Origin of the sequence: Kitasatospora sp. NPDC094028 (assembly GCF_049543595.1) — a bacterium.
Taxonomy (GTDB): domain Bacteria; phylum Actinomycetota; class Actinomycetes; order Streptomycetales; family Streptomycetaceae; genus Kitasatospora.
The window spans coordinates 63,949-85,649 of sequence record NZ_JBMVFA010000038.1 but is presented as its reverse complement, the minus strand read 5'-3'; the positions used below and the strand labels follow the sequence as shown (position 1 = coordinate 85,649).

General features: G+C 74.9%; 26 protein-coding genes. 16 read left to right on the top strand and 10 right to left on the bottom strand.

The genetic code is table 11. From position 1 onward, the window contains the following. Positions 1 to 206 precede the first annotated feature (206 nt). From ACPC54_RS35855 to ACPC54_RS35840, 4 genes are all read left to right on the top strand, one after another. Entirely contained in the window at positions 207 to 437 is a 231-nt protein-coding gene (locus ACPC54_RS35855; protein ID WP_498970825.1) for a hypothetical protein, read from the top strand. Between the two features lie 17 nt (positions 438 to 454). Continuing rightward, on the top strand, positions 455 to 769 hold the full coding sequence (locus ACPC54_RS35850; protein WP_498970823.1) for a hypothetical protein: 315 nt from the start codon (positions 455 to 457) through the stop codon (positions 767 to 769). Between the two features lie 144 nt (positions 770 to 913). Continuing rightward, the gene (locus ACPC54_RS35845; RefSeq protein WP_498970821.1) at positions 914 to 1,813 is read left to right on the top strand and encodes a hypothetical protein; all 900 of its coding nucleotides are present in this window, start codon (positions 914 to 916) and stop codon (positions 1,811 to 1,813) included. A gap of 113 nt (positions 1,814 to 1,926) precedes the next feature. Next, on the top strand, positions 1,927 to 3,222 hold the full coding sequence (locus ACPC54_RS35840; RefSeq protein ID WP_498970819.1) for a PLL family lectin: 1,296 nt from the start codon (positions 1,927 to 1,929) through the stop codon (positions 3,220 to 3,222). A gap of 88 nt (positions 3,223 to 3,310) precedes the next feature. Here ACPC54_RS35840 and ACPC54_RS35835 read toward each other — a convergent pair whose 3' ends face one another. Then, entirely contained in the window at positions 3,311 to 3,898 is a 588-nt protein-coding gene (locus tag ACPC54_RS35835; RefSeq protein ID WP_498970835.1) for a DUF3995 domain-containing protein, read from the bottom strand. A 300-nt stretch (positions 3,899 to 4,198) separates the two neighbouring features. After that, positions 4,199 to 4,414, bottom strand: coding sequence for a hypothetical protein (locus tag ACPC54_RS35830; protein ID WP_498970817.1), 216 nt, complete (start codon positions 4,412 to 4,414; stop codon positions 4,199 to 4,201). A 156-nt stretch (positions 4,415 to 4,570) separates the two neighbouring features. Between ACPC54_RS35830 and ACPC54_RS35825 the strand changes: the two genes are divergently transcribed. After that, positions 4,571 to 5,890, top strand: coding sequence for a helix-turn-helix transcriptional regulator (locus tag ACPC54_RS35825; RefSeq protein ID WP_498970815.1), 1,320 nt, complete (start codon positions 4,571 to 4,573; stop codon positions 5,888 to 5,890). Positions 5,891 to 6,080: 190 nt separating this feature from the next. Here the strand turns inward: ACPC54_RS35825 and ACPC54_RS35820 are convergent, their stop codons facing one another. Further along, positions 6,081 to 6,611: an ArsR/SmtB family transcription factor gene (locus ACPC54_RS35820; RefSeq protein WP_498970813.1), complete on the bottom strand. Its 531-nt coding sequence runs from the start codon at positions 6,609 to 6,611 to the stop codon at positions 6,081 to 6,083. Positions 6,612 to 6,837: 226 nt separating this feature from the next. Between ACPC54_RS35820 and ACPC54_RS35815 the strand changes: the two genes are divergently transcribed. Then, complete coding sequence (locus ACPC54_RS35815) at positions 6,838 to 7,176, top strand: hypothetical protein (protein ID WP_498970811.1); 339 nt, start codon at positions 6,838 to 6,840, stop codon at positions 7,174 to 7,176. 243 nt (positions 7,177 to 7,419) lie between these two features. Here ACPC54_RS35815 and ACPC54_RS35810 read toward each other — a convergent pair whose 3' ends face one another. Beyond that, positions 7,420 to 7,845, bottom strand: a complete 426-nt coding sequence (locus tag ACPC54_RS35810; protein WP_498970809.1) for a carboxymuconolactone decarboxylase family protein — start codon at positions 7,843 to 7,845, stop codon at positions 7,420 to 7,422. A 112-nt stretch (positions 7,846 to 7,957) separates the two neighbouring features. Between ACPC54_RS35810 and ACPC54_RS35805 the strand changes: the two genes are divergently transcribed. Continuing rightward, the gene (locus ACPC54_RS35805) at positions 7,958 to 8,854 is read left to right on the top strand and encodes a LysR family transcriptional regulator (protein WP_498970807.1); all 897 of its coding nucleotides are present in this window, start codon (positions 7,958 to 7,960) and stop codon (positions 8,852 to 8,854) included. Positions 8,855 to 8,905: 51 nt separating this feature from the next. On the opposite strand, the gene ACPC54_RS35800 is transcribed toward ACPC54_RS35805, so the two are convergent. Together ACPC54_RS35800 and ACPC54_RS35795 are read right to left on the bottom strand one after the other, a co-directional pair. Beyond that, positions 8,906 to 9,109, bottom strand: coding sequence for a DUF397 domain-containing protein (locus ACPC54_RS35800; RefSeq protein ID WP_498970804.1), 204 nt, complete (start codon positions 9,107 to 9,109; stop codon positions 8,906 to 8,908). Further along, the gene (locus ACPC54_RS35795) at positions 9,102 to 9,935 is read right to left on the bottom strand and encodes a helix-turn-helix domain-containing protein (protein ID WP_498970803.1); all 834 of its coding nucleotides are present in this window, start codon (positions 9,933 to 9,935) and stop codon (positions 9,102 to 9,104) included. The genes ACPC54_RS35800 and ACPC54_RS35795 overlap by 8 nt, the downstream gene beginning before the upstream one ends. A gap of 212 nt (positions 9,936 to 10,147) precedes the next feature. Between ACPC54_RS35795 and ACPC54_RS35790 the strand changes: the two genes are divergently transcribed. The 6 genes from ACPC54_RS35790 (at position 10,148) to ACPC54_RS35765 (ending at position 12,734) form a co-directional block, all read left to right on the top strand. Next, positions 10,148 to 10,351, top strand: coding sequence for a hypothetical protein (locus ACPC54_RS35790; RefSeq protein WP_498970801.1), 204 nt, complete (start codon positions 10,148 to 10,150; stop codon positions 10,349 to 10,351). Continuing rightward, positions 10,348 to 10,584, top strand: a complete 237-nt coding sequence (locus tag ACPC54_RS35785) for a hypothetical protein (protein ID WP_498970799.1) — start codon at positions 10,348 to 10,350, stop codon at positions 10,582 to 10,584. The genes ACPC54_RS35790 and ACPC54_RS35785 overlap by 4 nt, the downstream gene beginning before the upstream one ends. Then, positions 10,581 to 10,850 carry a hypothetical protein gene (locus ACPC54_RS35780; protein WP_498970797.1) on the top strand — a complete coding sequence of 90 codons (270 nt, stop codon included), beginning with the start codon at positions 10,581 to 10,583 and terminating at the stop codon, positions 10,848 to 10,850. Before ACPC54_RS35785 ends, ACPC54_RS35780 begins: the two co-directional genes overlap by 4 nt. Before the next feature lie 519 nt (positions 10,851 to 11,369). Continuing rightward, positions 11,370 to 11,702, top strand: a complete 333-nt coding sequence (locus ACPC54_RS35775) for a DUF6087 family protein (RefSeq protein WP_498970795.1) — start codon at positions 11,370 to 11,372, stop codon at positions 11,700 to 11,702. A gap of 56 nt (positions 11,703 to 11,758) precedes the next feature. Beyond that, positions 11,759 to 12,133 (top strand): hypothetical protein, encoded by a 375-nt coding sequence (locus ACPC54_RS35770; protein ID WP_498970793.1) that lies wholly within the window; start codon positions 11,759 to 11,761, stop codon positions 12,131 to 12,133. A 412-nt stretch (positions 12,134 to 12,545) separates the two neighbouring features. Further along, positions 12,546 to 12,734, top strand: a complete 189-nt coding sequence (locus ACPC54_RS35765) for a hypothetical protein (protein WP_498970791.1) — start codon at positions 12,546 to 12,548, stop codon at positions 12,732 to 12,734. A 444-nt stretch (positions 12,735 to 13,178) separates the two neighbouring features. Here the strand turns inward: ACPC54_RS35765 and ACPC54_RS35760 are convergent, their stop codons facing one another. Together ACPC54_RS35760 and ACPC54_RS35755 are read right to left on the bottom strand one after the other, a co-directional pair. Next, entirely contained in the window at positions 13,179 to 13,706 is a 528-nt protein-coding gene (locus ACPC54_RS35760; protein ID WP_498970833.1) for a P-loop nucleotide/nucleoside kinase family protein, read from the bottom strand. Positions 13,707 to 13,912: 206 nt separating this feature from the next. Continuing rightward, complete coding sequence (locus ACPC54_RS35755; protein ID WP_498970789.1) at positions 13,913 to 15,142, bottom strand: helix-turn-helix transcriptional regulator; 1,230 nt, start codon at positions 15,140 to 15,142, stop codon at positions 13,913 to 13,915. Between the two features lie 176 nt (positions 15,143 to 15,318). Between ACPC54_RS35755 and ACPC54_RS35750 the strand changes: the two genes are divergently transcribed. Next, positions 15,319 to 16,428 (top strand): alpha/beta hydrolase, encoded by a 1,110-nt coding sequence (locus ACPC54_RS35750; RefSeq protein WP_498970788.1) that lies wholly within the window; start codon positions 15,319 to 15,321, stop codon positions 16,426 to 16,428. A gap of 254 nt (positions 16,429 to 16,682) precedes the next feature. Next, complete coding sequence (locus tag ACPC54_RS35745) at positions 16,683 to 17,777, top strand: RICIN domain-containing protein (protein WP_498970786.1); 1,095 nt, start codon at positions 16,683 to 16,685, stop codon at positions 17,775 to 17,777. Between the two features lie 1,204 nt (positions 17,778 to 18,981). Here ACPC54_RS35745 and ACPC54_RS35740 read toward each other — a convergent pair. Together ACPC54_RS35740 and ACPC54_RS35735 are read right to left on the bottom strand one after the other, a co-directional pair. Continuing rightward, positions 18,982 to 19,395, bottom strand: a complete 414-nt coding sequence (locus ACPC54_RS35740) for a hypothetical protein (RefSeq protein ID WP_498970784.1) — start codon at positions 19,393 to 19,395, stop codon at positions 18,982 to 18,984. A 91-nt stretch (positions 19,396 to 19,486) separates the two neighbouring features. Continuing rightward, entirely contained in the window at positions 19,487 to 20,008 is a 522-nt protein-coding gene (locus ACPC54_RS35735; protein WP_498970782.1) for a peptidylprolyl isomerase, read from the bottom strand. Positions 20,009 to 20,568: 560 nt separating this feature from the next. Here ACPC54_RS35735 and ACPC54_RS35730 point away from each other — a divergent pair. Then, the gene (locus ACPC54_RS35730; RefSeq protein WP_498970831.1) at positions 20,569 to 21,528 is read left to right on the top strand and encodes an NAD-dependent epimerase/dehydratase family protein; all 960 of its coding nucleotides are present in this window, start codon (positions 20,569 to 20,571) and stop codon (positions 21,526 to 21,528) included. The last annotated feature ends 173 nt before the right edge of the window (positions 21,529 to 21,701 follow it).

The following is a 21,701-nucleotide window of genomic DNA, read 5'->3' as shown; positions in this document are numbered from 1 at the left end:
GTTCAGCCACGTGATCATTCTGACTGTCCGGTTGCCGCCAACGGCAACCGGACAGCATGCCGCAACGGGGCGAACGTTGCCTGATGCGGCACTAGTGATCGCCGCCGGGGAAACAGCCCGAACGGCGAGGCCGGACGAAGCGTCAACCGCGGGACGCCCCAGCCGGCCCGGCCCACCTCTTCCCACGAGCAGAAAAGGACTCCGTCATGATCCGCACCCGTATCGCCCAGGCCGCCGCGGTCGCCACCATCGCCCTCACCACCCTCCTGATCGCCCCCACCGCCGCCTCCGCCACCGCCGACGACAGCATCGGCTGGGGCGGCACCGTCGCCACCGCTGGCGCCCCGGCCACCGACGACAGCATCGGCTGGGGCGGCACCGTCGCCCCGGCCGGCATCGGGTGGGGCGGGACCGTGGCCCCGGCCACCAACGGCTGAGCCGACCGGCCCTCGCGATGGAGATCGTCCACGCCAGCCTGAAACGCCGCCAACCGGTCGCCGCAGCACGGGAGAACGAGGCCGCCGAGGCCGCCGAAGCCGTCGACGCCCTGTGGGCGCACGCCGAACCCGCGGACGGCCTCCAGCACGCCAGCGCGCTGCCCGCCCCCGACCGCATCGACCTCCTGCTCTACCTGCTCACCCGCGACACACCCGACGAGAGTGACGCCGTCAGCCGCGCCCACCGCCTGATCACCCGCAGCCACCGCACCTCGCCCCTGCTGCGCCACGGCTACCTGCCGCTCGAACCCCCGGCAGCCACCGCCCGCTGACCCGGACCCGGCACATCCGCTCCCCCTCTCCCCTCTCTCCCCCCGGGCGCCCGACGCCCGACGCCCCGGCTCGAACCCGCCCGCGCCCGGCGGCTGTTCCACCACGCCCGCTTCCGCCCGCCCGACCGATCAGGAGATCCCTTCGTGGCCACCAAGACGTCGATCCTCGTGCGCACCGCCGCCGCCCTGTGCGCCGTGACCGCGGGCGCCCTCGCCCTGACCGCGGTCGACACCGGCGCCCACGCCTCCGCCCCGGCCCGGGCCGACACCGCCGCCCCGAGCGCCTTCGCCTCCGCCGCACCGCAGGCCCCCGCCGCACCGGCGGCACCGGCGTCCGCCTCCGCCGCGCCGTCCGGGCGGCCGGAGCCCGCGTCGGCGCCGCCCGCCGAACCCGCCTCCACCGCCGCACCGGCCACGGGAGCCGCGCAGCCGCCTGCGGCCGAGCCCGCCCCACCGGCCGCCACCGCTCCCGCCGCAGCCGCGCCGGCGCCGCTGGCCGCGGAGAAGCTGCCGGACGCCGGTCGCGCGGCCTGGAAGCCGATCGCGCGGCCGCACACCCAGCCCGTCGTCCACGACGTGGGCCTGAACGAGTGCGCCACCGTCAAGGGCGCCGCCTCCTGGCAACAGCAGGGCTACGTCGGCAACTTCAAGACCCCCGCCATCCAGGACACCTTCACCTTCACCGACCCCGCCGCCGCCCGGCGCGCCTACGCCGACGTGCTGGCCGCGATGGACACCTGCCAGCAGCGGTCCCGCACCCTGCAGAGCGCCGCGAAGCTCGCCCCGGACGCCCAGGTCGCCACGACGGCGACGACCGCGGACGGAAGCGCCTACGCGCGGCAGTGGACCGCCGTGGCCGGCATGTCCGCCCCCGGCCCGCAGACCGGCCACGTCTACGTGGTCCGGCGCGGCGGCGTCCTCGCCGTCCTCCAGTTCGCCGTCCCCGCCGACGCCCCCGGCGACCACGCCCTGTCGGCCACCGACGACCGCGGCGCCCTCACCGAGCTGGCCGCCCACCTGGACACCGCGCCCGCACCGCACTGACCGCCGCACCGACCACCCCCCGGCCCGCAGGCCGGCCCGGCCCGGCGCCTTGCCCGACTTCGCACCGCCCCTTGCGCCCTCCGCTTCCGCATGCCCCGAGAAAGGTCCTCGCCATGTCCCGCGTCTCCCGCTCTCTCACCCGCTCCCTCACCCGTTCGCTGGCCCGTTCGCTGGCCGCCTTCGTCGCCGCCGGCCTCAGCGCCACCGTGCTCACCACGGTCACGGCGGCCGCCCCCGCCCAGGCCGCCTCCTCGGCGGGCGGCACGATCACCCGCAGCGAGGTGCTGGCCCGCGCCCAGAGCTGGGTCGACGAGGGCGTGCCGTACAACCAGTCGGGTTACAAGAGCGACGCCAACGGCACGTACCGCGAGGACTGCTCCGGCTACGTGTCCATGGCCTGGCACCTGACCGACAGCCTGGTCACCCAGACCCTGCCGAACGTCTCCTCCAGGATCGGCTTCTCCCAGCTCAAGGCGGGCGACGCGCTCGACTACACCGCCGAGCACACCTTCCTGTTCGCCGGCTGGAGCAACCAGTCCAACGGCGACTTCACCTATTACGCCGAGAGCAACAGCCACAACCCCACCCACGGCCCCACCAAGGCGAACATCAACAGCTCCAGCCTGGAGGGCTGGCCCACCAACTACTACACCGGCCTGCGCTACAACAACATCGTCGACGACGCTCCCGCGCCGCCGCCGGCGCCGCGCTCGCTGCGGCCCAGCGTCGTGGCCGACCCGGCCACCGGGCACCTGATCTCCTACGTCCGCGACAGCGCCAACCACCTGTGGTCCGTCGACCCCAAGGGCCCCGGCTGGACCGACTTCGGCGCGATGGCCGCCGGCGACCCGGTCACCGTGGTGGACCCGGCGACCAAGCACCTGATCACCTACGTCAACGGCCCCGACCACCGCCTGTGGTCCGTCGACCCCCAGGGCCCCGGCTGGACCGAGTTCACCCCCACCAACTCCGGCACCGTGATGATGTCGGACGCGGTACCGAGCGTCGTCGCCGACCCGGCCACCGGACACCTCATCACCTACATCCGCGACACCGCCAACCACCTGTGGTCCGTCGACCCCAAGGGCCCCGGCTGGACCGACTTCGGCGCGATGGCCGCCGGTGACCCGATGACGGTCGTCGACCCCGCCACCAACCACCTGATCACCTACGTCAACGGCCCCGACCACAAGCTGTTCTCGGTGGACCCGCAGGGCCCCGGCTGGACCGAGTTCACCCCCACCGCCTCCGGCACCGTCCTGGGCGGCAACCCGTTCACCATCGCCGACCCCGCCACCGGACACCTCGTCACCTACGCCCACGACACCAACGGCACCTTCTGGTCCGTCGACCCCAAGGGCCCGGGCTGGACCAAGTTCTGGGGCGGCCCCGCGGCCGTCGTCTCCTGACCCGCACGCCGCACCCCACGGCCCCGCGCCCCACGGCCGCCGGCCCCGACCCGACCGAGTCGGGGCCGGCGGCCGGCGTCGTGGCGCCCTAACCGATCCCGCCGATCAGGGCCGCGACCGACAGGCCCAGCGCGCCCAGCGCGCCCAGGCGGCCCGCGCGGGCGGCGTCACGGCGGTCCACCGCCCGGCGCAGGTGGGAGCGCCCGGCGAGCAGGAACGCGACACCGCCGGCCACGAACCACGGCCCCCACAGGTAGGTGTACCAGCGGCTGACCGACTGCGCGTCCGCGTCCACGTGGACGACACCGGCCTGCGTCAGCAGCCCCTGCCCGACGAACAGCGCCCCGTGCCACACCAGCAGCACCGCGGCGCCCCACGCCATCAGCTGCAGCACCCGGTCCGCCCAGCGCTGCCGGCGCCCCCAGCCACGCCCGCCCACCAGCGCCAGGCCCAGCACCCCGCCGACCGCCTTCAGCAGCCCCGTGATCCACAACACCGCGACGAAGCCCGCATCGTGCTCCTCCATCAGTCTCACCAGCGAGGGCGAGACCGTCGACGAGGCCAGGGCCGTACCACCCAGCGCCCAGTAGAAACTCGGCACGGCGAAGGAGAACCCCCACACGGCGGCGGCGTAGCCGGGCCAGCGGGCCGACCGGTGCAGCGGGTCACGGTGCATGCTCACGGCGATGATTGTGCCCCCGGGCGCGGACGGTACCCGCCGGTTTCGGCCACCGTCGGCGCACCCGGGGACGTACCCGGGACCCGCCCAGCCACCCCCGGCCGGACCACCCCCGGCCGGACCGCCCCCGGGGCGGGGCGCCACCCGGGGCGGGGCGCCCCCCGGGGCGGGTGGTCACGCGAAAGCGCCGTCGCGACGAGTCGCGACGGCGCCCGGATGCCCCGGGGCGGATCCCACCCGCCCAGCCGGCAGCGGATGGCTTCCGCCGCCCCTGCCCCGCGGCGAGCCCTTCCGGGCTCAGACGGGGCAGTGTCCGAAGGGGGGATGGCCGTCCCCCCAGGCGGTGGTGAGGACGTTGGGGCACGGCTTGGCGGGCACGGCCACGGGGGGCGCGGCCTTGCCCCAGGCGGTCGTGCCGGGCCCCGCCGAGGCGGCCGTACCCGCCCCGGCCAGGCCCGTCAGGGCCAGCCCCAGTACCGCCGCCACCGTGTGCCGTGCGAACCTCTTCTCCACGGGATCTCCCTTCCCCACCTGCTGTGTGACCTGGCCTCGGGTCGCCGGGCTCCGGTGCGGCGCCCGCCGATGGGAAGAAGACTCGCAGGCCCCAGCGGCCCGCCGGGAGGGATCACAGGTCTCATCTGCGCGCCATGCACGTTCAGGAGGTATGCCGTGACCAGCCGGCCGCAGGACCCGCAGCTCACCGAAGGGGCCCAGAGCCTCTACCACTGGGCACTGATCAACGACCCGGTGACCGCCGAGGCCCGGGCCCGGGCCGCCGACGAGACCGACCTGGGCGAGGACGCCTGCCGGGCAGCCTTCGACACCCTCACCGGCGCCGGCCTGCTCAAGGAACTCCACACCCCGCGCGGCACCGTCTGGGAGGCACAGAGCCCGCAGGCCGCCGGCGCCCAGCACCTGGCCGAACGCGAAGGCGCCCTGCGCTCGCGCGAGGACGAACTGCGCGGCCAGGAGGACGAACTGCGCCGCGAACGCGAGCGCCTGCAGGGGATGCGCGAACAGTACGCCGCCCTGATGCCCGTCTACCTGCACGGCCGCCAGCTCTCCCACCCGCACGGCATGATCGACCTGCTCACCGACAAGATCGCGGTACGCGCCATGCTGGTGGAGGCCGTCGACGCCGCCCGCGAGGAAGTCCTGGTCTCCAAACCCGGCGGCGCCTTCCCGCCCGCCGCCCTGCGCGAGGCCCTGCCCCGCGACCTGGCCCTGCTCGCCTCCGGCCTGCGGATGCGCAACCTCTACCAGCACGCCACCCGCTACGACCAGCCCACCAGAACCAACGCCGAACAGCTGATCGCCGCCGGCGCCGAGATCCGCACCCTGCCCGAAGTACTGCCCCAGATGATCGTCATCGACCGCGAACTCGCCTTCCTGCCCGCCCCCGGCAGCGGCGCGCTCGTCATCCGCGAACCCTCCCTGCTCGCCTTCCTGATCGCCGCGTTCGAACGCGACTGGGGCAACGCCGCACCCTTCTCGGTCGGCCCGCAGGCCGCCCACGACGTCTCCGAGGACCTCAAGCAGACCATCGTCCAGCAACTGTCCAACGGCCTCAAGGACGAGGCGATCGCCCGCCGGCTCGGCGTCTCCCTGCGCACCTGCCGCCGGCACGTCTCCGAACTGCTCGAAACACTCGGCGCCACCAGCCGCTTCCAGGCCGGCGTCATCACCGAACGCCTGCGCGCCGCCGTCACGGCACGACCCGACAACACCGCACCCGCCCCCGCCCCCGAGCCGGCCGCACGACCGGACCCGGCAACCGGCACCGGAGCCGGCGCAGGGGCGGAGGCCGGGGCCGGCGCAGGGGCCGGGGCGGAGGCCGGGGCGGAGGCCGGGGCACGGTGCGAACAGTGCGGCGGCGCACTGCCCGCGGCCGCCGCCACCGGCCGCCGGCGCCGCCACTGCTCCCCGCGCTGCCGCTCCCGCGCCCACCGCGCCCGCCGCCAGCAGGCCACCACCCCACCCGGGACGTGACGAAACACCACCCGGCGCGACGAAACCCGCCCGACCACCCCACCACCACGGACCCGGGCAATCCACCCCCGATCCGGGCGATCCGCCCACCGGCCGGCGACGCAACGCAACGCAACACACCCGCCCGCGAGGCCCCGGGCGCCGTCCGGGTGCCGCCCGGGTGCCGCCGGCGGCGGCACTCAGACGGCACTCAGACGGCGCTGTCGACGTTGTCCAGCACCGCGCGCAGCAGCCCCGGGAAGCGCGCCTCGAACTCCTCGGCGCGCAGCCGGGCGCTCTGCTGCTGGCCGTGGTGGGTGCGCAGGATCAGGCCGCATTCGCGCAGGACGCGGAAGTGCTGGGAGGCGTTGGACTTGCCGATGCCCAGGGCGTTGTGGATCGCCGAGCACTCGCTCTCGCCCCGGCGGGCCAGGAGGTCGACGATCCGCAGCCGCAGCGGGTCGCTGAGGGCGTGCATCGCCGCGGCCAGGGTGACGTCTTCGCCGCCGCCAACGCGCTGGCCGCGCTCGCCCCGGACCTGGCGGTGCTCGCCGCCGCCCGCGTCCTCGCCGCCATCGGCGCCGCCCTGTTCGCGGCCGCCGCGCTCTGCGCCCCCGAGGACCTGCCCCGGGCCGTGTCGGTGACCGCCGGCGGCAACGCCCTCGCCCTCACCCTGGGCGCCCCGCTGGGCACCGTCATCGGCTCGGCCCTGGGCCCGGCGCGCCTCGTTCCGGTTCGTCACGCTCCTGGCGCCGGTCACCGCCGCGGCCCTTCCGCGCGCCCTACCCGAGGTCCCCACCGCCACCGGCGCCGGCGCGGCGAGCACCGCCGCACGGCTCGGCCTGCTGCGCGCCGCCCCGATCCGCCGGGGCCTGGCGACCACCTTCGGGCTGTTCCTGGCCGCCTACTGCGTCTGCACCTACCTGGACCCGGTCGCGCACCGGGCCACCGGCCTCGGCAGCGCCGGCGTGGCGGCGCTGATGGTCGTGCTCGGGGCGGGCGGGCCGCTCGCCGGACGCACCGCCGCCACCGGCGCGGCCTGGTGGTGCGCCGGCATCGGCCAGCAGACCCGCCTGGCCGCACTGGCGCCCGCGCAGCGCGCCCAGGCACTGGGGCCGCACTTCTCGGCCCAGTTCCTCGGCGTCGCGCTCGGCGGCGCCCTCGGCGGCCCCGCCCTGTCGGGCGCGGGTGCCCGGGCGGTGCCGGCCGCGGCGGCGGGCACCGCCCCGCGGCCCCTCCCGAGCGTGCGCCGCGCCGGCGCCGGGGCGGCGGTCGCGGCCGGGGACACGGCGGCGGCCGCACGCTGACGCGGCGCCGGAACCCGGCGGCCGGGGACACGGCGGCGGCCGCACGCTGACGCGGCGCCGGAACCCGGCGGCCAAGGACACGGCGGCGGCCGCACGCTGACGCGGCGCCGGAACCCGGCGGCCAAGGACCCGGCGGCCGGGGACACGGCGGCCGGGGACACGGCGGCGGGGACACGGCGGCGGGAACCGGCCCCGTCCCGGGGCGCCGCGGGGCGCCGCGTCATCCCGGGCAGCGGCGCCGTGTCAGGCGATGTTGGAGACGGGGAGCAGACCGCGCTGCGCGAACACCTTCTTCGCCACCAGCGTCGCGTTGATCGCGCGCGGCATTCCGCAGTACACCGCCGAGTGCAGCAGCGCCTCGGATATCTCCACCGGCGCGAGTCCCACGTTCAGGGCGGCGTTGATGTGGACGTCCAGCTCGATCTCGCACCCGCCCAGCGCCGTCAGCACGCCCAGGGTGACCAACTGGCGGTCACGCGCCGCGAGCTCGGGGCGGGCGTACATGTCGCCGAACGCCCAGGCGACCACCTGGTGCCCCAGCTCCGGGGAGACGTCCGCCAGCGTGTCGACGATCCGCCGGCCGGCCTCGCCGTCGACCCGCCGCAGGACCTCCATGCCGGCGGTGTAGCGCTCGGCGCGGGAGAGGGCAGGGGTGTGGGTGACGCTCATGACGGGCTCCTTGGAGTCGTGGTCCGGGTGATGGACCAAGGCTCTCCCGGCAGCCCGACGGCTGTGCCCATTAGGCTTCGAAAGGTATGGATTCCATGCTTGGGAGGCATTGATGCTGGACCTGCGGCTCCTCGGATACCTCGTCGCCGTCGCCGAGGAGGGCGGGGTCAGCGGCGCCGCGCGGCGCCTCGGCCTCACCCAGCCCACCCTCAGCCGCCAGCTCAAGGACTTCGAACGGCGCCTGGGCGTCGAACTGTTCGAACGGGACGGCCGTCACCTCACGCCCACCGCCGCGGGAGCCACGCTGGTACGCCGCGCCACCGCGCTCCTCGCACAGGCCGAGGCCACGGTCGAGGACGTCCGCCTCGCCGCCGAAGGCCGCAGCGGACGCCTGACCGTGACCTTCGCCGGCTCCGGCATCAACGGCCCCCTGGGCACGGCACTGGGCCGCGTGCGCCGCGAACTGCCGCGCGTTCAACTGCGCCTGGAGGAGAGCTTCAGCGACACCGAGATGTCCCAGGGAGTACTGGACGGCCGCTTCGACATCGCGGTCCAGCGCCTGCCCCTGCGCGACGCGCGCCTGGTCGCCGAGCCGTGGTGGCACGAGCCCCTGACGTTCTTCCTGCCCGAAGGCCATCCCCTCGCCCACCGCCCCGGCCCCTGCCCCCTGGAGGACCTGGGACGGATCCCGCTCGTCCTGTGGCCCCGCGACGCCTCCCCCCAGTCCCACGACGAGATCCTCGCCCTGTGCGCACAGGCGGGCGTCGTGCCCCGGATCGGCGCACAGGGACGCAGCGTCCAGACGGTCCTGGCCCTGGTCGCCGCCGGATTCGGCGGGGCGGTCATGTCGCAGTCGCACCGCGCACTGCGCCGCGTCGGCGTCCTGCCCCGCGACCTGGCCGACACCCAAACCACCCTCCACCTCGTACGGCGAGCCGCGGACAGCAGCCCGCTCGTCGAACGCTTCCACGAGGTACTGGCCAACGTCCGCGCCGGGCACGGCAGGTGACCGGGCCCCACCACCCCTCACGGGCGATGGGGCCTCAGGAAGCAGCGGGCGTCAGAGCGCGCCGAACTCGCCGTCGCGCACACCCGCCACGAACGCCGACCAGGCATCCGCACCGAACATCAGCGCCGGACCGTGCGGGTCCTTGCTGTCGCGGACGGGGACCAGACCGGGGAAGCCGTCCGCGACCTCCACGCACTGTCCCTCCTGCGCGCTGTAGGAACTCTTCCGCCAACCGGCGTGGGTCAGGTTATGCATGCTCAAAACCCCTCCGCACTTCTCGAATGAACTCGATGCTCGCCACCCGGGACAACGCCTCGACTTGCAGGTGATCGTACTCACCTGCCCACTCGGCCAGGGTCTGCGGTTCCCGTTCGAGGAAGCCCCTGCGGACCGTCTCGCCGTATCCCACGATGGTCCTGTTCGGCATGGTCAGCAAGGTGACCGGATGAGGGAACGGCCGGTCCTCGCCGAGCGAGAACGGGCTGACCTGGATGACCATCTGCGGCCGCACCGCCAGCTCTTCGAGGTACTGGAGCTGCTCCACCATCACGTCGTGGCCCCCGATGGCCCGGCGCAGACACCCCTCGTCCATCACGGCGTGCACGCGGAGCGCCGGCTGCTGGTGCAGCCGCTGCTGGCGGTGGAACAGCATCGCGAGCCTTTCGTCGGCCTGCTGCTGCGTCGCCCGGCCCCGGTGGACCTTAGCCTCCTGATAGACCCTCGCGTATTCAGGGGTCTGGAAGAGGCTGGGGATGACGTTGATCTCGAACAGCCGGAGAACAACTGCTTCCGACTCGCTGCGCAGGTACTCGTCGAATCCCTCGAACAGGACACTGCGGCCCGACTTCCGCCACTCCCGCTCGAATCGATCCTGGGTTTCGAACGCGGCGTCAAGTCTCCGCGCGAAACGCTGGGTTGGAGGTTTCCGACCAGTTTCGACGGCCGAGATGTGCACGGCCGAGTACCCGGTGAGGGTTGCCAGATGTTCCTGCGTCCAGCCCAACGACTCCCGCAAGCTGCGCACTTCGGCGCCGAACTTGGCCGCCGGTGATGCTTCCGGATCAAGTTCCTTGCGATTCATGATCCTTGAGTCCCATCCCTTCGCTTTCGAGAGGTTGAAGAGCTTCGGACATGAGAGGAAAGTTAGCGCCCTGGGTAGTCATTCCGCTACGGAACGGAGCCATCGCCATGGCGCGAAACCGCCCCCGCACGGCCGCCGGAGGGCCGGCGCCCTACCGTCCTCAGGTGGGTGAATTGGTCCTGGACCGAACCACCGGCGCTAAGGTCGTCCACATGGACACGCGAGGCGGGCTCGCCTATGTGCGGCCGGTGGGCGGGGGCGTGGAACGGACGGTCGATCCCGCCCGGATCGCGCCGCTGCCGAACGGGCCGGAAGTGGTCGTCACCGTGGTGCCGTCGCGCCCGCGCGGCACCGGCACCGGCACCGGCACCGGCGCGGGCGCGGGCGCCGGCACCACCCCCGGAGGTGCCGGGTGAAACGTCAACCATCGACCGGGACCGACGTGCTGGTCGCCATCGGCGTCGTCGGCGCGCTCAGCGGCGCCGCGTCGGCGGCGGCGGCCTGGGCGGTGCCGGGGCCGCCGAGACCGACCACCGCGCTGGTGTGCCTGCTGGCGTTCGCCTCGGCCCTCAACTCCGGGGTCGTGCTGTCCGAACCCGTCCTGCACCGCGCCGCCGGGCGCCGTAGCGAACCGGCCATTGTTCGGTGAGCGCCTCCCCCGCCGCCCCCGGCGCCTCCCCCGACCCCTCGCCCGCCGCCCCCGGCTGCCCGGCGCGTGACTGCGGCACACCGGTGGACCTGCTCGACGACGCCAACGCAGCCGGACGGACGTGGAGTTGCCCCGGCTGCGGCAGCTGGGGCGTCGCCTGGTCGGCCGACTACCTGGCGAGCCAGCCCTTCGAGGACCCGCTGGTCCTGCTCGGCCGTCATCTGCGCTACCGCGAGCCGGGCGGCGGCCCCGCGCCAGGTCGCTGAGCGCCAGGAGGTGCGCCCCAGGGCCTCGAGGGCCTCCCCGCTCGCCCCGGTGACGACCGGGTGCATGCCCTCGACGCGCGACACGACGGCCTCGCGCGGCCCGGGGCGCCACGCGTCACCGGCGCAGAAGGCGTCCTCCTGCGCGCGGTGCCGCTCCACGGAGTCGAACGCGCGGACCAGGCAGGCCTCTTCGTTCCCGTCCTCGGCGACCAGCGACGCCCCGCCGTCCACCACCATGACCCCGGCGGCCTCCGGCAGCGGCACCGACTCCCGCCGCACCACCCGCGCGAACCCGCCGACCGCGCCGGGCTCGAGCCGGCACGTCCCCGACCCCAGGATCACGGCGCGCACCGCGTCGACTCGAACGACCATCGGCGCCGCCGAGCCCACGCCCCCGCCCCGGCAGGGCGCGCCGCGGCGGGGTCCGCGCCGGGCGAACGGGCGCCCGGCCGCGTCGCGTTGACCCTCCCGGGGCCGGGGCCGGTAGCCTCGGCCCGATGCCGAGGGAGAGGATCAGCGGTGCACGGACCCGACGACGACCAGGAGCGCGTCACCCGGTGGTACGGGGCGCGGGCGGGGCGGGTACGGCCGGTGGGCACGCGCGACGCGCTGGCACTGGGCAGCGCGCCGCAGCGCGGCGCCCTGTTCGAGGACGCGGTGTGCCTGGTCGTGGAGTGGGACGGGGCCCGCTGGCGGCCGCTGGGGGTGACGGCCGGCTACGCGGACGCGTACGCGGTGATCGTGCGGCGCGGGGAGGCGTTCGCCGCGCCGCAGGAGGACACGCCGGTGGCACTGCTGCGCAAGGGCAGCGGCCGCCACCGCCGCGCGGACGGGGGGACGGCGCCCACGTGAACACGGCGGGGGACGACGACCCGTTCGCCCCCCGAGGTCCTCGTCACGGACCCCCGGTGGCCGGACAGGCGACCCAGCACCCAGAAGGCCCGGCCGCCGACGACGTCGTCCTGCTCGCCGGCCCCGGTGTCGGGGTGGACAAGGCCTCGCAACCGGGGGCCGGCGCCGATCACGTGCACGTCGGCGCCGCCAGGAACGACCCCGAGGCCAACGCGCCGAGCCCCGGGATGCCCGGCGGCCCGGGCGAGTTGATCCACGAGCAGATCAACCACCCGGGCGAACAGGCCCGGTCCGGCACGGACCCGGCCGGCGCGGACTTCGGCGGGCAGCGCCTGCCGGTCGCGGACGGGACCATCACCGACCCCACGACCACGACTTCGCCCAGCACGACAAGGGCGGCCACTCGCTCCCCGACATCGGGAAGATCGTGAGCGGCCACGCGAACACGGCCACCCGGGAGGACCCACAGCCAGGACCACGGCATGGCGCATGATCCCGCCAGGGTCCTGCTCGCCCTCCCGGCCGGCCGGTGCGCCTGGCCGAAGCCCGACGAGGCCACCGTGCCCATCGAGCAGGCACAACACCGGATCGAGACCGAACTCGCCGATGTCGCGGGGGCCTTCCACCCGGGGGCCGCCGTGGGCCGAGGCAAGGTCCTACGACGACCCCGGGCCGACCGGACTGCGCGGCACGTCCGGGTACGGGAAGACGGGCCCGGCAAAGATGTCCGCCGACCGGGCGGCCAGAGTCCGGATCAGCTCCGCGCGAAACCAGCAGCCGCCCGACACCGTCCAGGCACCCCGGACCGCAAAGGGGCACCCGGCCCGCCGGGAAGGATGGTCCGTGGAGATGAAAGGCTCGGGGTTCACCCCGTGGTTCGCCGTCGGTGTCAACGGCTGCGCCGAGATCCGGGCCACCATGACCGATGCCACCGACACCAGCGACGACAAGCGGGAGGGCGGGTTCGGCCAGAAACCGCAGGACCACCCCGCCCAGTGCACGACACCCAACGACCCGTACCGGTCGCACTGACACCCCCGAGCCCGCCCGGCCCCACCCGGCCCCGCCCGGCCCGGCCCGGCTTCCTCGGGCCGGACGGGCCCGCCCGCACCACCGGCCACCCCCACCCCGTCACCGCCGCACACCTCGTCCACCCCCCCGCCCCGCAGCCGCCCAGGGGCGCCGGCCCGGGCACGGCCCTGCGCCAGGGCGTCAGATCCCTCCAGCAGACCCAGGCCGCCCAAAACGGCACGAGCCCGGCCCGACACCGGCCGACACCCGGACCAGAACCGGCCCCGGCCCCGGCCCCCGGACCCCGGCCCGACAAGTGCACGGCCGGGGCTCGCCGGTCACAGCCGGTCACAGCCGGCCGCGGCGGGCGGCCCGGACACCGGCCCGCAAGCGGGTGGCGGCGCGCAGGGGCCGAGCCGCCGAACCGCCCGAGCCGCCCATGCCGCCCCTGCCGGCCCCCGGCCGTCAGCGCGCGGCGGTCAGGGCCGCGGCCAGCGCCGGGACGTCGACCGGCCCGGTGGTGTCCACGCGGTGGACGCTCCCCAGGGCCAGGGGCTCGGCACCGCCCGACCACAACTGCCAGTCGCCGCCGGCACCGCCGGGACGTTCGGGATGCACCCGGTGGCGTCGGGCCGCGCGTTCGTCGAACCGGCGCCGGGCCACCTCCAGCGGCACCTGACACCAGACCTCGCGCACGTCGCTCACACCCGCCCGCCGGAGCCCGGCCGCCACGATCGGCCGCATGTGGGCCAGCCACGGGCTCTCCAGCACGGCCCCGCCCCGCGCGTGACCCAGCAGCGTCCACAGGGTCTCACCCGCGGCGACACCCAGGACCCGGCTCCACTCCCGGTCCGGACAGTCCGGCGTCCGAAGGACCGTCAGCGTGTCCGCCAGCGTCTCCTTGATCGCGTCCTTACTGAACAACGGAAGGCCCAACTCCGACGCCAGAGCCGCTGCGAGGGTCGTCTTCCCCGCCGCGGGAAGCCCGTTCACCAATACCGTGAGCACCCGGTCACCCTAACGGCAGACGCCTCGCCCCCCGACCGGGCGGACAGGCCGACAGACAGGCGGGCAGACAGGCGGGCGGACAGGCCGCGGGAGTCACCGGCGGGCGGACAAGCAGACAGGCCGGCGGGCGGACAGGCCGGCAGGCCGGCGGGCGGGAGGCGGCGGCGCGAGGGGCCCGGCGCCGGGGCCGGTCACAGCCAGCCGCGGCGGGCGGCCTGGACACCGGCCTGGAAACGGGTGGTGGCGCCGAGGTGGGCGAGGAGGGCGGAGACGCGGCGCACGACGGTGCGCCGGCCCAGGCCCAGGCGACGGGCGATGGCGTCATCGGTGGCACCGGAGGCCATCAGGGCCAGGATGCGGCGGTCGCGTTCGTCGACGCGCTGATCGACGCCGGCGACGGTGGCCGGCACCGCCAGACGCCACAGGGTCTCGAAAACGGCCTCCAGCGCGGCCAGCAGGCCACCGGGACGCACGACGAGGGAGACGAGACCGTCACGGTCGTCGGCGGGCAGAGTGACGACCGCGAGCTCCTGGTCGCAGATCGCGAGTTTGAGAGGCGGTTCGTCCAGAGTGCGGGCCTGCTCGCCCGCTTCGACCATCCGGGCCATGTTCGGTCCGGCGACCGGATCCTGGAAAGCCGCACCCTGATAGATGGCACGGTAGACGACCCCGGCGGCCATCCGACGGCGCTGCAACCGCTCCTGATCGAGGTAGTGGGCACTGGTACCGGAATAGGGCGGCACATCGATGACCCGCACCTGGTGACGGGCGGCGAGCTGGAGACGGCGACTGAGGGCAAGCAACTCGGCGGGATCGTCGACGACCTCCAGCGGACCATAGCCGCCACCGCCACGGCGGGCCGCCCGGTAAAGACGGTCGAGCTCGGCACCAGCACGCCGCACGGCGATCTGACGCAGGGCATCATGCTGCAGGACGGCCTCGACGACACGGGCGGGCGGGGCGGCCTCCCACACCCGGTACCAGTCACGATCACCGACACCACAACCGAAATCACCACCTCGGCCAAGGCCGGAACCGCGGCCGTGGTCGGGGTCGCCGCCGGGGCCGGGGCCGGAATCGCGGTCGTGGTCGGGGCCGTCGCCGGGGCCGGGGCCGTCGCCATAGCCGGGGTCGTCGCCGGGGCCGTGGCCGTGGTCGGGGCCATCGCCGGGGCCATCGCCGGGGCCGTCACCGTGGTCGGGGCCATCGTCGGGGTCGGGGTCGTCGCCATAGCCGGGGTCGTCGCCGGGGTCGTAGGCGGTGGCGACGCCCTCGTCGGCGAGATCGCGCAGGAGCGCGAGCGCGGTGTCCGCGTCCAGGCCCGCCCGGCGGGCGAGTTCGGGCACACGGGCCCGGGGATGGCCGACCAGCGCACGGTAGACACGGCCGCGCTCGGAGTCCGGGTCCAGTACATCGTGCACAACGCCCCCCAGGCAGCCGCCCGGTCCCCCGCCGCACGGCCCCGGGAGCCTACCCGGGACGGTGGCGCACATGCGCCGCTGACCCAGGTACGCCGCCGGGCACTCTGGCGCGGCGGGCGGACCCCCCACCAGAGTTGTCGGAGTCCAGACAAGATCGTGGAAGGACGAGGACGACCATGCCCCCTGCCCGGCCCCGACGCGCCCGCGCGGCCGTCGCCGCCCTGGCCGCCTGCCTGCTCCCGCTCGCCACACCGGCCGCACCGGCATCGGCCACCGCACCGGCCGCACGGGCCCAGGCCCCGGCCCCCGCGCCGCCGCCGCTGACCGACGGCTTCGGGCTCACCCAGGTCGGCGCCCCCACCGGCACCGCCACCGACTTCGTCGTCACCGTCACCACCGCGCAGGTCACCGGGACGCACACCGTACGCATCCTGCTGCCCGCCGACTACGCGACGGCCCCCGACAAGCACTACCCCGTGCTGTACTTCCTCCACGGCGCCGCCGACAGCCCCGCCGACCCCGCCCTGGCCTACCCGGCCCTGACCGCCGCCCGCTCGATGATCACCGTCATCCCCGACGGCGGCCTGCGCGGCTGGTACACCAACTGGCGCGACCAGGACACCGCCGCCGGCACCCAGAACTGGGAGACCTTCCACCTCGGCCAGATCGTGCCGTTCGTCGACGCCAACCTGCGCACCCTCACCGACCGCGGCCACCGCGCGGTGGGCGGCCTGTCGATGGGCGGCTTCGGCGCCCTCCACTACGCCCAGGACCGCCCCGACCTGTTCGGCCAGGTCCTCACCATGTCCGGCGCCAACGACCTGTCCACCGCCGAGATGGTGATCCGCGGCGCCGTCGTCGCCACCCTCACCAACGCCGGCACCGTCCTGTGCGCCCCCAGCGACGGCCACCCCTGCGGCTTCGACTACGGCCCCACCGTCTCCAGCGACGCGATCTTCGGCAGCCCCTACCCGGTCTTCGACGCCGACCGACTGTGGAACGCCGCCGACCCCGTCACCCGCGCCGGCCTGCTCGCCCACACCGGCATCACCGTCTACACCGGCAACGGCGCAGGCAACCCCTCCGACATGGAGTTCTGGGCCGAAGGCACCGCCAAACGCCTCAAGGACCGCCTGGACACCCTCGGCCTGCCCTACCACTACACCGACTACGCCGACGGCACCGGCTGGGGCACCGACTGCCACGGCGGCCACACCGCCTCCTGCTGGACACAGGACCTCGCCGACTACATCCCCCGCCTGGAAGCAGCCTTCGCCACCGCCTGACACCCAACCCCACACCCGCCCCGCGCCCCGCGCCCCGCGCCCCAGGCCTCACGCCCGGCGCCTCGCGCCCCAGGCCTCACGCCCCGCGCCTCGCGCCCCAGGCCTCACGCCCCGCGCCTCACACCTCACGCCTGATGCCTCACACCTCACGCCTGATGCCTCACGCCCCGCGCCCGATGCTTCACGCCCGGCGCCTCACACCCGACACCCGGCCCCGCTTCACCGCGCGACCCCGACGACAAGGAGTCCCACCCGTGCCCTCCCCCCTCTCCCCCGGGCGCCGCACGCCCCTGCCCAGGCTGCTCGCCGCCTTCCTGGTGGCCTGCTGCGCCCTGCTGGGCCTGAGCACCGCACCCGCCCACGCCGCACCCGCCGCCACCGCCGCGCCCGCCGCCTGCGCCACGCCGCAGCAGTGCCTGAACATCACCTCGCTGAGCAACGGACGCCACCTCGACGTCCAGAACGGCACCATGAGCGACGGCGCGTACATCGTCACCAACTCCTCGCCCGGCTACCACCAGTCCTGGCACCTGAGCGTGGACCCGGCCGACTACACCTTCACCATCGTCAACAACGACACCGGCAAGTGCATCGACCTGGCGTTCCTCACCCCGGCCCTGCGCCAGCAGACCTGCGCCGGACAGGCCAGCCAGCGCTGGTTCCTGCAACCCGCCCCCGGCGGCGGCGACGCCTTCTTCATCCGCCACGCCGGCGACAACACCTGCCTGGACCTCCTGCTCGGCGGCAACTACGACGACGCCTGGACCGACCAGTACAACTGCAACACCACCGCCAACCAGCAGTGGTCCACCGGCTTCCCCCTCGCCGCCCGCAACCTCGCCATCGACCACGCCGCCAAACAATGCGAGAAGGACACCTCCTCCTGCTCGTGGGCCGTCACCTCCGAAGCCCCGGCCACACCACTGCCCCGCTCATGCGTGTCCTCCGTCTGGTTCAACAACACCAGCGGCGCCGTCGCCCAGAACTTCTCGGTCACCGACGAGAGCGGCTGGTCCAACAGCATCGGCTCCGGCCTGAACTCCAGCATCACCGCCGGCGGCGGGACCCCGCTGACCGCGACCATCGGCTCGTCCCTGAGCTTCACCAACGAATGGCGCGGCTCCCGCAGCGTCAACAACAGCGTCACCGTCACCGTCCCGCCACAGCAGTACGGCTGGGTCACACTGGCCCTCATCGCCCGCAAGGTCACCGGCACCTGGACCTTCGACACCCACGGCATCCCCTGGACCGCCGACGACACCATCACCGTCCCCGTCACCTCCGACCCCAACACCGGCCCCACCCTCTACATCACCAACACCAGCCCCACCTTCACCAACTGCACCTGACCGACAACCAGCCCCCGTGACGCCGCCCGCACCCCAACGGGCGGCATCACCACACCCACACCCGGCCGCACCACCAAGCCACCACACCACCGAACCACCAGACCACCCGACCACCCGACCACCCGACCACCCGACCACCCGACCACCCGACCACCCGACCACCCGACCACCGGGCCGCCGGACCACCCGACCGTCGCGCCGCCGCACCACCGCACCACCGCACCACCGCACCACCCGACCACCGGACCGCCGGGCCGCCGGGCCGCCGGGCCGCCGGGCCGCCGGACCACCGCGCACCTGCGGGCAGCGACAGGCCACCAACCCCGCAACAGCCCCGCCACCCCCCACCGGACCCCCACCCCCCAACCCCGCCCCCCGACACCCCGCACACCACCGCACACCAGGTACAGCACAGCCACACGTGGGGCGGCGCAGCGGGTGCGACGCAGCCACGGGCACAGCGCAGCCACGGTGCGGCGCAGCCACGGGTGGGGTGGGGGTAGCGGGTACGGCGCAGCCACGGGTGGGGCGCAACGCCGGGCGCGGCCGCAGGTGCGGCGCAGCCGCAGATGGGGCGCAGCCGCAGATGGGGCGCAGCGCGCGCCACGGGTGGGGTGCAGCCGCAGATGGGGCGCAACGCCGGGCGCGGCGCAGCCACGGGTACGGCGCAACGCCGGGTGGGGCGCAACGCCGGGTACGGCGCAACGCCGGGCGCGGCGCAGCCACGGGTACGGCGCAACGCCGGGCGCGGCGCAGCCACGGGTACGGCGCAACGCCGGGTGGGGCGCAACGCCGGGTGCGGCGCAGCCGCAGGTGGGGCGCAACGCCGGGTGGGGCGCAGCCGCAGGTGGGGCGCAACGCCGGGTGGGGCGCAACACCGGGCGCGGCGCAGCCACGGGTACGGCGCGGCGCCGGGCGCGGCCGCAGGTGGGGCGCAGCCACGGGTACGGCGCGGCGCCGGGTGCGGCCGCAGATGGGGCGCAACGCCGGGCGCAACGCTGGGTGCGGCACAGCCATGGGTGGGGCGGGGTAGCGGGTACGGCGCAACGCCGGGTGGGGTGCAGCCACGGGTGGGGTGCAGGTAGGGGGTGGGGTGGGCGTGGGCGTTGGTGGTGAAGTCGCCGCCGGTGAGGGCGAGTTGTGCGTCCTTGAGGGCGTTGCGGTGCCACGTGCCGGCCCGCCCGGGCCCGGCCGGGGGCTGTCGTCAGTTCCCGGGTCGGCGCGGGTGTTCGGCCGTACGGGCGGGTGCCCGGCCGTCCACGGCCGCGAGGCCGTCCAGGGCGTCGAGGGCGTCGAGGGCGTCGAGGGCCTCGCGTGCGGCCAGGCGCCCGGCCATCCGGTAGGAGTGCTCGCGGGTGTCGATGTCGTGGACAGCGGTGTGGTGCACCACCAGTGCCAACGCGAGCGGCACGCCGGGCAGTTGCTCGGCGAGTTCGGCGCGCACGCCCTCGGCGAGGGCGGCGTGGAAGCGTTCCAGGTCGCCGGGGAAGGGATCGCCCAGGACGGTGGCGCCGGCGGCGACCTCCAGGTGCAGGCCCTCCTCCCACGGTTCGAAGTCGACGGTGGTGACCGCCACATCGCCGGGGCAGCCGCCCTGACGCACGTACCGCGCGTGCACACCACGCACCGGGCACGGCGGAAAGGACCACGCCGCGCCGTCGCCCGCCGCCCCGTCGCCCGGTCCGTCACCCGGTCCGTCGCCCACGGCGTCAGGAGTGGGTGATCTCGACGGAGGTGATCACCACGTCCCGCACCGGGCGCTGCCCGTCCACGGGGACCACGGCGATCGCGTCGACGACGGCCCTGGACGCGGCGTCGGCGACCTGCCCGAAAATGGTGTGCCGGCGGTTGAGGTGGGTCGCAGTGGCGAGCGTGATGAAGAACTGCGAACCGTTCGTACCCGGGCCGCTGTTGGCCATCGCCAGCAGGTACGGCCTGGTGAAGAACAGCTCCGGATGGAACTCGTCGGCGAAGGCGTAGCCGGGCCCGCCCGTGCCGGTACCGGTCGGGTCACCGCCCTGGATCATGAAACCCGCCACCACCCGGTGGAACGCCGTGCCGTCGTAGAACGGGCCGCTGCCGGCCCCACCGGTACGCGGGTCGGTGTACTCACGGGAGCCCTCGGCGAGTTCGACGAAGTTACGGACCGTCCTGGGCGCGTGGAACGCGAACAGCTCCAGACGGATCGGACCCGCCGTGGTGTGCAGGATGGCGAACCGGGCGCCGGCCACGGAAAACTCCTCGAAGCAATGCGGAAACGGGACAGGGGGCATCCTGGCACAACGCCCGGCCCAGGCCGAACCACACACGGGACCGCCCCGCCCGGACAAGGAAGGGGACGAGCCGCGGACAACGAGGAACAGCAACGACGGCACCACGCGTTCGAGGCCACCCCGGCAGCCCCCACGGTCACCGGGCACAGCGCGCCATCCCACCCGGACCTGCACAACGAGAACAAGAACGAGGACTCGCTGCGGGCGGTACACACCACCCACCCCGAAACACCCGAACACCCGATCACCACCGCCCGCCACGCTTCCGCCCGCCAGCCCTGCCAGGCCCCCGCCAGTCACCGCGCCGGGCCCCGCACCCCCGCCCGGCCGTACGCGACCGGGGGCCCGGCGCGGGCCCGGCAGGGGCCGGGGGCCGGGCACAGGCGCGGGGCCGGGCACGAGGCCGGGGCCCGGCTCGGGGGTGAGCGCGGGGCCCGGCTCGGGGGTGAGCTCGGGACCGGGACCAGGCTCGGGGCCCGGCTCGGGCGCGGGTGCGGGGGCCTTCTAGGGTGGGGCGGGTGAGTTTTCATCTGGTCGTCGGACACGGGCCCGCCGGGGCCGCCACCGCCCGCCTGCTGGCCGAGCGGGGACACGAGGTACGGGTGGTGACCCGCAACGGAGGCCGCTCCCACGGCAGTGTGGAACACGTGGCCCTGGACGCGCGCGACGCCGACGCCCTGACGGGCGCCGCACGCGGAGCGGTGGCGATCCACGGCTGCGCGGCCCCGCCACTGACCCAGTGGGGCACCCAGTGGCCGGCACTGACCCAGGCACTGTGCACGGCGGCCGAAGCCAGCGGCGCGGTCCTGGTGATGCTCGGCAACCTGTACGGCTACGGCCCCGTCACCGGCCCGATCACCGAAGACCTGCCACCGGCCGCGACCGGCGTCAAAGGACGCGCACGCGCGGCCGGATGGCAACACGCACTGGCACTGCACGAGGCCGGACGCATCCGCGCGGTGGAAGTACGGGCCTCGGACTTCTTCGGCCCCGGCGTCACCACCGGCGGCCACCTCGCCGCACGCGTCATACCCGAACTGCTCAAGGGAAACCGGTCGGTGACGGCCCTGGGCGACCCGCACGCCCCCCACAGCTGGACCTACCTGCCCGACGTCGCCCGCACACTGGTCGAAACCGCCGGCCACGAGCAGGCATGGGGACGGGCCTGGCACACACCCACCGCCCCCGCCACGTCGCTACGCACGATGCTCGACCTCCTCACCACCGAAACCGCCACCACACCGGTCACCGTGCGCCGCCTGCCCCGCGCCGTCCTGGCCACAGCCGGACTGTTCTCACCACTGCTACGCGAACTACGCGAAGTCCGCTACCAGTTCGACAGCCCCTTCATCATGGACAGCTCCGCCTACGAAACCACATTCGGAGCACGGGCGACCCCCCTCAACGAACAGATCACCACAACCGTGACCTGGTGGCGCACCCACCTGAACCAACCGAACCCGAAACCGAAACCGTGACCGCACCCGCCACCCGACCCGGCCACAGCCCAAACCGCGGCCATGACCGTGACCACGGCGGGCCGGGCCGAGCCGGGCGGGCCAGGCAGCCGGGCGGGCCAGGCAGCCGGGCGGGCGGGCCAGGCAGGCGGGCGGGCGGGAAGGCGGGCCGGGCGGGAAGGCCGGCAGGGCGG